A 6,227-nucleotide genomic window follows, 5' to 3' on the forward strand; every position below is an offset into this window, starting at 1 on the left:
GAGAATGCAGGGGGCTTCACCCGCGCTGATACAATCTATTACCTAATAGCCATGTGTTAGACTTTGGCCCCATGCCCCCCTCAAACCGCCCCAAAACGGCCCTGATTCCCGCAAGTAATCTACAACATAACGTTCCAGCCCTGTCCCTCGCCAAAACTCCATCCGCGCCTTTGAATCTCTCACCGTTCCCGGTGGTGACAAAAAATGTCACCTCCCGCATATGGGGCCCTGGCGAGGCGCACGCGAATTCTCGGGACCCACAGGATCCCCACGTCGGGTTGGCGGCCGAGATCGTGCGGATCAGGTCCCGGATCTCCTGGGCGACGGGCGGACGGCCGAGCTGGCGCTGGCGGCTCAAGCGCATCCAATGGTCTCGGAAGCGTTGGCGCTGCCACGCGATCACGGTGCGGGGTTGCACCATGACCAGGGCCGCTCGCCACCCGGCCCACCTTCGGGAGAGCCACGCCCAGAGGAGACGATCGGCGGCTCCGAGCTGCGGGCGGCGCCCGGCTCGTTGGTAGACCGTGAGTTGGTGACGTAGAGCGAGGACTTCGATCTGCAACGCCATCCGGGAGCGGAAGAGGAAGACGACGCTTTGTGCCACCGCAGTCGCAACGGCTCGCATGGGCGCCGTCCTTATCGTGGCCCGCGGGCGTATTCAATGCTGAGATTGCTCGCCGAGCGTGGTCGCGATTATCCTTGCGATTACGTGATGATCGAGTTTTCGGGACCCACAGGGAAGCGGAGTATCGGAGTTTGGACCGGTCCTTTCACTGAAAAAGGGGATAAGTCCAATTTCGCGTACACGCTATGCCACGTGCCGCGCGCATCGCTCCCGGAGGGATGGTTTTACACGTCCTCAACCGCGCCAACCAACGCGGCATCCTCTTTGAGCGGCCCGCCGACTGCGACGCATTCGAACGGGTTATCGGGCGCACGCTCGAATGCGTGCCCAGAAACCGCCTATGCTTGAAGCCCAGCCTGCGAAATTGGACGTATCCCCTTTTCCTTCAAGCAGGCGACGAGATCAGTCCGCATCGGGCGTCTCGGGGCGGCGCAGCATCTTCGCGACCTCGTTGATGTGATTCTCCTCACCGGCGACCATGGTGCGCGCATACTCCTCGAGCGCAACGCTGCCGTCTTTCACGAGATCGAGGAGTTTGCGATACATGGCAGCGGCTTCTTTCTCGTGTTCCATTGCCTCGCGCAAGATCTGATCGATATCGTGGTGGTGGGTCTCAAGCAGCTTGCCAATCGCGAGCGACGGATGACCACCAAGCGCCGTGATGTGCTCGCCCGCTCCGGCCGCATGCTGCAGCGATTCATTTGCCTGGTCGCGCATCCACCTCACGATCGGGAGCCGCGAGTAACCGAAGATCATGAACGAGTAGTGCATGTAGCGTACGACCCCGGCCAACCCCTCGTGTTCCAGGATCGAGTTCAAAGTGTCGATGACGCGGTCTTCCGTGTGCTGTCGTCTTGTCGCCATAAGAACCTCCTCTCCAGTAAGGACGCAAACGGTACTGCAGCCGATATTTCCCAGATGGACCTATACCAGTCTGTCTCGGGACCCCAATAGCCCATTTCGGAAGGCTGGGGCAATCATTTCCTCGTACTGGAGGTCGCCCCCGTGGGTCGGAGTGGCCTACGATCGCCCTCGCAGCGCGCCTCATGAGCTGACGCGGACAGTCGCTGCCTCTGCGTTCAGATCAGATCGGCACATCGTGGGAGGCGCTCTCGGAGGTGGTGCGCCGACGCTTGTCGTAGATTTGAGTGGCGCGGAAGTCATGGGACGTGATCATCTGCGACTGGGCGATGCCGCAGTTCAGCGGTCCGGCCGCCTTGGCGCTTCTTCAGTAACGTCAGGTTGACGTGCCCATCATCATTTTGTCCCAGGTCGGGGAGGCGCGATGTCGCCGCGTATTTCTGCCCGTACTCTGGGCGAGAACATCTTCGACCCAGCTCAGGCCCGCCATTGTGGCGGGAAACCCGAGGGTGGACATTGCCTGGAGCGCGGCATGGCGGATATCCTCTCGGCTTGCACCGGCGGCAAGGGCGCGGCGGACATGTGAATGCACGCCGCCTTCGAGCCCTGCACCCAGGGCGACGCCGAGCTTGACCAGTTCGCGCATTTTTTCGTCCAGCATTCTGCGCCACAAGGCGCCACGCGGTGCAACATTGGCCGCGAAATTCCTCAATCATTTCAAGCGGCGCTTCGGGTTCAAGTCCCCTCCTCGCACTGGGGCGTATTCGTTGACTTCGAGCCTCAACCCGAGCCTATACGCCACGACAGGACCAAGAATATCAGCACGTCATGACACCCGGCGCTGAGTAACCGGCTACAGCGCTCCCGTGGACTTCTTGCTGTTTGGCACCCCAGCAGCACCTGCCGCGCGTACACTCGTGATAATACGGCGGAGACCTGCGGGTTGTTAGCCCGACTGCTTTTGGCATAGTCGCGGCGGCGCTCCGTCTCGCCAGAGACTCGTCCAACAAGGCGCTCCGAGGATCTACGTCGACACGAGCGCCGCTCAACTTACTCCGCAAAACGTTGACGGCGACTATCGCCGCGAATCGTCTGATCTGCGCGCCGAGCCCGTCGCGTGCCCGGCACGATCGTAGAACAGAGTGATCATAGGCTGCTCGGGCCGTTCGTACCATTGCAGCTGAGGACAGTTGTGAGGCCCGGCAGATGTGCGCGCGAGAGCACACGGCCATTCGATCGTAATGGACCACCCGGGCCACAAAGTAATCCAAGGATGCTATTGCCGAAGCGCGTGGGCCTCCAGTACACTGGCGTGCACGAGGTCATCTCATGAGCAGTGAGGACAAGTGGCCACTTACGCGGCGGACGTTGTTGAAAGGTACGGCCGCGGTTGCCGCCGCCGGTACAGCGGCGGCAGCGGGGTACGCGGCGTGGCGGAACCGCACCTACCTTTTTCTAATGCGCCAGGCGCCCGTGGAGTCCGAACAGCCTGAGGCATCATGGCACGGCTCCCAAGTGCGAAGCTATCGCCCGCTCGGCAATACCGGCATTTTGATGTCGGATATTTCCTTCGGTGGTGCGAGCATCGACAATTCGGACGTCGTGACGCGTGCCGTTGAGCGCGGCATCAACTATTTCGATACCTCGCCGGACTACAGCAAGACCGGCAGCGAGCAGACCATTGGGAAGGCACTCAAATCCGTACGCGACAAGGTGTTCATCGCCTCGAAGTTTTGCACGGCTGACGGTCATCTGCCCATGGATGCGCCGGTCACCGAAATTATACGGGCCGTCGAGGGTAGCCTGGCGCGATTGCAAACGGACTACTTGGACGTCTGCCTGATCCACGAGGTGAACAGCATCGATCGACTGATGGCGCCGACGTTCCATGAGGCCTTCGATCGCTTGAAGGAACAGGGCAAAGTGCGCTTCCTCGGTGTCAGTAGCCACACGCCCAATCTTGAAGCCGTCATGAGGCACGCGGTGGCGTCGGGTCGCTTCAATGTGTTGTTGGTCGCACACAACTTCAGCAACTGGCCGGATCTGACCAACATTTTCCATGATGCCAAGCAGCGCGGCGTCGGGGTGATCGCGATGAAGACGCTCAAGGGCGCAAGGGCGACAGTGCTGAAGGATTTCGCCGATCAGTCGCAGGCGTTCAGCCAAGCAGCGTTCAACTGGGTCTTGCGCAACCCCGATATCAGCGGCTTAGTGGTCTCGATTCGGAACTTCAACCAAATTGATGAGTACTTGTATGCGTCCGGCCAGTCGCTAGGGACCAGCGATCTGGCGTTGCTGGCCCGGTATGATCAGTTGATCGCGAGAGACTATTGCCGGCCCGGTTGCGGCGCCTGCCTGGATCGGTGCCCCTCCGATGTGCCCGTGGATGACATCTTCCGCTACGCTATGTACTTCGAAAACTACGGACGCGAGCGTGACGCAATGGCGCTGTATGCGGCGCTGCCGTCCGAACGCGATGCATCACGCTGCGCGAGCTGTCCGGCCCCTTGCCAAGCGGCCTGTCCTTTCGAGCTGCCGATTCGCCAGAAGATGCTGCAAGCGCACCGCACGTTGAAGATTTGAGCGACACAGCCGAGAGGGACACCACCCAATAGAGGCGATCGGCTGGGCGCAGCTGGACGCGGCGCCGCCCCTGCTGTCGTTGAAGCACCAGGACCTGGTGGCGGAGGGCGAGGAGTTCGGCTTCCAGGTCGGTCCGACGGCGAACGATGTCCCGGACTCCACTGAGGAGGGCGATCAGAGCAGTAACCATCGATCGACTCTGATGCAGTTACACGCCGAAGGGAAACGGCTTGCCAGTCAGCCACGTATGGAGTTTTCGGAAGGGACAGCACTTCTGGGCGTCGAGGGTATCTCCGAAGGGCCCGACTGTGCCCGGACTGTGCCCCGAGTGTGCCCGACCAAGGTGAGTTGGGTGTGCTGAAGGCGGTTCGCGGTCGTGCGACGTATCTCCCGACGTGAGATCGCGGCAGAAATAGCGATCACTACAGGCGAGAGGCTCGGAAGGGTATCGTCGTGCGTAGCGAGGGCATTCGCGGAGAAGAGGGGCCGAAGGCGACGGCCACTATCACTTGCGTTTCAGTCCATCTCGCCACGCAATAGCCTCGAGTTCTACGCGGACAGCGTCCTCAACGGCAATCTCGGGTCGTGCCTGCATTTCGAAAGCCGGCACCGGGAAGCCGATACTCACCCGGATGCGCGCGATCGGCTTGATATTCCGGAGGTCGGTCGCCGACACTGACCGCGCGTCCTGAGTCCGGCGATCATGGGTAGGTATCTCAGGTTCGTTCTCTGCGGCCCTTCGCATGAGATCTGCTGGCTCTGCACCACCTGTTGTTGGGCGGAAGTAGTGGACCCCTCGCCAATGGAAAGCGCGAAGACGCAAGCCGCTTCATCCATATTTGGCAATCGACGCGCTGGTTACCTATTGAGCTTCAACTGAGGGCTTCAGGTTCACCGTGACGGCTGATCGCGATCCCGAAACCGCGTGATCACATGACCGAATTCCACACGTATCCGCACCTACCTGAAGCCAAGCACGGGGTGCGGCTTGTACGGCTCCTCAAGCGAAGCAATTTCTTCGGGTTTCAGGCGCAATGAGAGCGCTGCCACGGCATCCTGGAGATGATGCAGCTTGGTCGCGCCGACAATAGGCGACGTGACGGCCGGCTTGCTCAGCAGCCAGGCGAGAGCAATCTGCGCGCGGGACACCCCGCGGTGTTCTGCGACCTGACCCAAGCGGTCGACAACGTTCCGATCAGTCTCTTCGGTCTGCGAGTACAGCTGCTTCCCGAATTGGTCGGTGGCGGACCGCTTGGTGCTTTCGCTTTGCCAGGGGCGCGCCAAGCGGCCGCGCGCGAGGGGGCTCCAAGGGATGATGCCGATGCCTTCGGACTCGCACAGGCCGTTCATCTCGCGCTCCTCCTCCCGATAAAGCAGGTTGTAATGATTCTGCATGGAGACGAAACGGGACCAGCCGTGCAGGTCGGCGAGATAGAGCGCTTTGGTGAATTGCCATGCGTACATCGACGAGGCGCCGATATAGCGGACCTTGCCGGATCTCACGACATCGTCCAGCGCCTCCAGCGTCTCCTCGATCGGCGTGTCGTAGTCCCAGCGGTGAATCTGGTAGAGATCCACGTAGTCCGTCTGCAAGCGGCGGAGGCTCTGGTCGAGTTCATAACAGATGGCTTTGCGCGAGAGACCACGACCGTTGGGTTCATCGCGCATAACGCCGCAGACCTTGGTGGCGATGACCGCGGTTTCACGGCGGGTGTTGGCCTTCAAGAACCGTCCAAGCACTTCCTCGCTGGCGCCGCTTGAATACACATTGGCCGTGTCAAAAAAGTTGATCCCGAGATCAAGTGCCTGCCGGAAGAAGGGTTGGCTGTCCTCTTCGTTCAGCGCCCAGGCGTGTCTTCCGCCCTTGAGTTCTCCCGCTGCGGGCGCTCCGTATGTCATGCAGCCAAGACAGATGCGGGAGATCTTGAGACCGGTCTTTCCGAGGTTAACGTAGTCCATGACTCCTCCTGTGGGCGTCGGCGGGGATGTCCCAGAAGCTGTTGATCCTCTGAGCTGAAAAAAGTGATGGTTCCTTTTCCATCTCGACAGGGACGGGGTTGCCCAAACAAAGAAAGGGACACGCCATTATGAACAAGACTGCCACACCTAGAACCAAGGACCAAGGCCTGGCCCCGACGCCATCGATGGTGACAGTTGG

At 60.7% G+C, this 6,227-nt stretch carries 4 protein-coding genes; 1 reads left to right on the plus strand and 3 read right to left on the minus strand.

Annotation, left to right across the window (positions count from 1 at the left end):
- Positions 1-1,027 precede the first annotated feature (1,027 nt).
- Together VF515_21865 and VF515_21870 are read right to left on the minus strand one after the other, a co-directional pair.
- The gene (locus tag VF515_21865) at positions 1,028-1,489 is read right to left on the minus strand and encodes a ferritin-like domain-containing protein (protein HEX7410277.1); all 462 of its coding nucleotides are present in this window, start codon (positions 1,487-1,489) and stop codon (positions 1,028-1,030) included.
- Between the two features lie 373 nt (positions 1,490-1,862).
- Entirely contained in the window at positions 1,863-2,198 is a 336-nt protein-coding gene (locus VF515_21870) for a carboxymuconolactone decarboxylase family protein (GenBank protein HEX7410278.1), read from the minus strand.
- 617 nt (positions 2,199-2,815) lie between these two features.
- Between VF515_21870 and VF515_21875 the strand changes: the two genes are divergently transcribed.
- Complete coding sequence (locus tag VF515_21875; protein HEX7410279.1) at positions 2,816-4,069, plus strand: aldo/keto reductase; 1,254 nt, start codon at positions 2,816-2,818, stop codon at positions 4,067-4,069.
- Between the two features lie 960 nt (positions 4,070-5,029).
- Here VF515_21875 and VF515_21880 read toward each other — a convergent pair.
- Positions 5,030-6,028 (minus strand): aldo/keto reductase, encoded by a 999-nt coding sequence (locus VF515_21880; protein HEX7410280.1) that lies wholly within the window; start codon positions 6,026-6,028, stop codon positions 5,030-5,032.
- Positions 6,029-6,227 lie beyond the last annotated feature (199 nt).

This window comes from Candidatus Binatia bacterium (assembly GCA_036382395.1).
Lineage (GTDB): Bacteria > Desulfobacterota > Binatia > HRBIN30 > HRBIN30 > JAGDMS01.